Here is a 2,765-nt window from a genome sequence, read left to right as displayed (position 1 = left end):
CCCGTCGCCCGCGGGGGGGGGGGCCCGCCGCCCCCCGCACCGGCCGGGTGGCGCCCGGCGGGCGCGGCACGCCCCAGCGCTGGATCGCGGAGCCGGCATCCGCGAACACCGGGAGTACCGCGCTGGAACTCCGGCCTTCGGCATCCCTGCCCTCACCCGCGACACCGCCCCTCACGCTCAGCCATGCGGGCGGTTTGCTCACGCTGACCGACAGCCTCGGCGCAGTCCTTGGCACCGGGGTGCCGGGTGGCTGGATCGAAGGCGACGGCGTCTCCGTTCGGCTGACGGGCGCGGCGGCAGACGGCGACAGCTTCGCCATCGAGCGAAACGGGGCGAAGTCCGGCGCGAACGGCAACGCCCTTGCCCTTCTCGCCCTCAGGGACAGCGGCGCCACCACGCCCGGCGCAGAGGCGGACGCGCTGGTCAGCCGTGTCGCGGTTGCCGCAGCGGCCCGCCAGCAGCGGTTCGAGATCGCGCGCGAGAACCGCAACCAGGCGGCCGAGGCGCTGTCGCTCGCCTCCGGCGTGGACCTGAACAGCGAGGCGACGGACATGCTGCGGCTGCAACAGGCTTATGGCGCCAATGCCCGCATCATCCAGGCCGCGCGCGAGATCTTCGAAACGCTGCTCCAATCCAGCCGCTGAAAAGGCCCCTGCCCATGCCGACGCCGCTCTCCGTCAACGCCCGCAGCCCCCTCCTCGCACAGGCAGACCGGATGGGGGCGCTCGACCGGGAGGTGGAGCGGCTGGGCCGCCAGATCGCCCTTGGCGAACGCTTCACCACCCCGTCCGAGGATCCTGCCGCCGCCAATCGCGCCGCGCAGCTGCTGCGGCTGGACAGCCGGCTGGAGGCGGATCAGCGCAGCCTTACCCGGGCGGAAGGCCGGCTGGCGCTGGCCGAAACGGCCGTGGGAACGGCCAGTTCCGCTCTGCTGCGCGCCCGCGAACTGGCGCTGATGGCCGCCAGCGACACGCTCACGCCGCAGGACCGGCAGGTGATCGCGCGAGAGGTGGAAGTGCTGCGCACACAGCTGCTGGATGCGGCAAACGCCCGCGACGAATCCGGCCTGCACCTGTTCGCCGGCGCACGGAACGGCCAGCCCGCCTATGTGCAGCTGCCCGACGGCGGCATCGAATGGCAGGGCTTCGACCGGGCGGCAGGCGCCGAGGCCGCCGGGATCGGCCGCACGGCTTCGCCGCCGGGGCCTCTGCTGTTCGGCGCGGGCGACGGCTCTGCCTTTGCGGTTCTGGGCGATCTGGCCGAAGCGCTGGCGGAAAGCGACCAGGCCCTTCGCCAGACGCAGATGGTAAGTGTGCTGTCCGGGCTGGAGCGCGCGACGGATCGCCTGCTCGATGGGCAATCGCGCATCGGCGCGGGCCGCGCCCGCATCGGGGACGAGGCGGACCGGCTGGCGGAGGCGCGGCTGCAGACGGCAGAGGCGCTGTCTGCCGCGAAGGGGCTGGACATGACGGCCGCGATCACGCGGCTGGACGCCCTGAAAACCACGCTGGAGGCCGCACAGGCCAGCTTCGCCCACATCTATGACGGCACCCTGTTCGACCGCATCGGCTAAACCGGAACGCGGCAGGGCCGTATCCCAGCCGGACCGATCTGTCCGCGCGCACAGGGAGAAACAGCCGCCATGATGGCCATTGCCGGAATCGTCGTGCTTCTGGTGATGGTGTTCGGCGGCTTTGCGCTGACCGGCGGGTCGCTGGGGCCGGTCTTTCACGCGCTGCCCCATGAAATGCTGATCATCGGCGGCGCGGCCATCGGCGCGATCATCGTTTCCAACGACCTGAACAGCCTGAAGCAGATTGGCGGGGCGTTCGGCCGGATCGTGAAGGGCCCAAGGTTCCGCAAGGCCGATTATCTGGGCGCGATCTTCCTGACCGTCCGGCTGATGCGGATGCTGAAGACGGAAGGCGCCGTCGCGGTCGAGCCGCATGTGGAGGCCCCCGATTCATCGGCGCTGTGGGCCGAGTTTCCGGCACTGAAGGGCGATCATTTCTTCGTGCATCTGGTGACGGACACGCTTCGCCTGCTGGTGGTTTCCACCGGCACGGTCAGCTCTGTCGCGATCGAGGATGTGCTGGATTCCGCCATCGAGACCCATCACCACGATGCGATGCGCCCCGCGACGGAGCTGCAGACGCTGGCGGACGCGCTTCCGGCGCTGGGGATCGTCGCTGCGGTGCTTGGCGTGGTGAAGACGATGGGCTCCATCGATCAACCGCCGCCGGTTCTGGGCGGGATGATCGGCTCCGCGCTGGTCGGCACCTTCCTGGGCGTGCTGTTGGCCTATGGCATCGTGGGGCCGATGGCGGCGCGGCTGAAGGCGATTCTGGAGGCGGACGCCGAAATCTATCAGGTCGCGCGGCGCGTGATCCTGGCCTCCCTGCGGAACCAGCCGCAACCCATCGTGCTGGAAACGGCCCGCACGGCGATCCGCCCGGCCAACCAGCCCGCCTTCACCGAAGTGTTTGAAGGCGTTCGCGGAAAATGACGGCAATGGGCCCCCTTCCCGAACCGGAAGTGCTGGTGAAGAAGGTGAAGGCCAGCGCCCATGCCGCGCATCATGGTGGGGCCTGGAAGGTGGCCTATGCCGATTTCGTGACGGCCATGATGGCCTTCTTCCTGCTGATGTGGCTGCTGGGCGCCACCAACGAAGATCAGCGCAAGGGCATCGCGGATTATTTCGCGCCGACGGTGATGGAATCGGAAACCTCAGGCGGATCGAACGGCATGCTGCAGGGCCGGTCGCT

4 protein-coding genes are annotated in these 2,765 nt (G+C 69.7%); all 4 read left to right on the top strand.

All coding sequences use genetic code 11. The features are described 5' to 3' along the window. Positions 1 to 644 (top strand): flagellar basal body rod C-terminal domain-containing protein (locus ACE3O8_RS03400; protein ID WP_374386780.1); only part of this gene is annotated, 644 nt, incomplete at its 5' end. A 14-nt stretch (positions 645 to 658) separates the two neighbouring features. Then, a complete protein-coding gene (locus ACE3O8_RS03395) occupies positions 659 to 1,573 on the top strand; it encodes a flagellin (protein WP_374386778.1) in 915 nt (304 codons plus the stop codon). A 69-nt stretch (positions 1,574 to 1,642) separates the two neighbouring features. Next, positions 1,643 to 2,506 (top strand): flagellar motor stator protein MotA, encoded by an 864-nt coding sequence (gene motA, locus ACE3O8_RS03390; RefSeq protein ID WP_374386776.1) that lies wholly within the window; start codon positions 1,643 to 1,645, stop codon positions 2,504 to 2,506. Beyond that, positions 2,503 to 2,765: flagellar motor protein MotB (locus ACE3O8_RS03385; protein WP_374386774.1), on the top strand; the 263-nt coding region annotated here is incomplete at its 3' end. The genes motA and ACE3O8_RS03385, both read left to right, overlap by 4 nt.

The sequence above is a fragment of the Sandaracinobacter sp. genome (assembly GCF_041909755.1).
In the GTDB taxonomy this organism is placed as follows: domain Bacteria; phylum Pseudomonadota; class Alphaproteobacteria; order Sphingomonadales; family Sphingomonadaceae; genus Sandaracinobacteroides.
This window is presented reverse-complemented; position numbering and strand designations above follow the sequence as displayed.

Excerpts from the sequence above, each read along its gene's own strand:
- ACE3O8_RS03395 (WP_374386778.1), top strand. The coding sequence starts at position 659 with ATGCCGACGCCGCTCTCCGTCAACGCCCGCAGCCCCCTCCTCGCACAG.
- motA (WP_374386776.1), top strand. The coding sequence starts at position 1,643 with ATGATGGCCATTGCCGGAATCGTCGTGCTTCTGGTGATGGTGTTCGGC.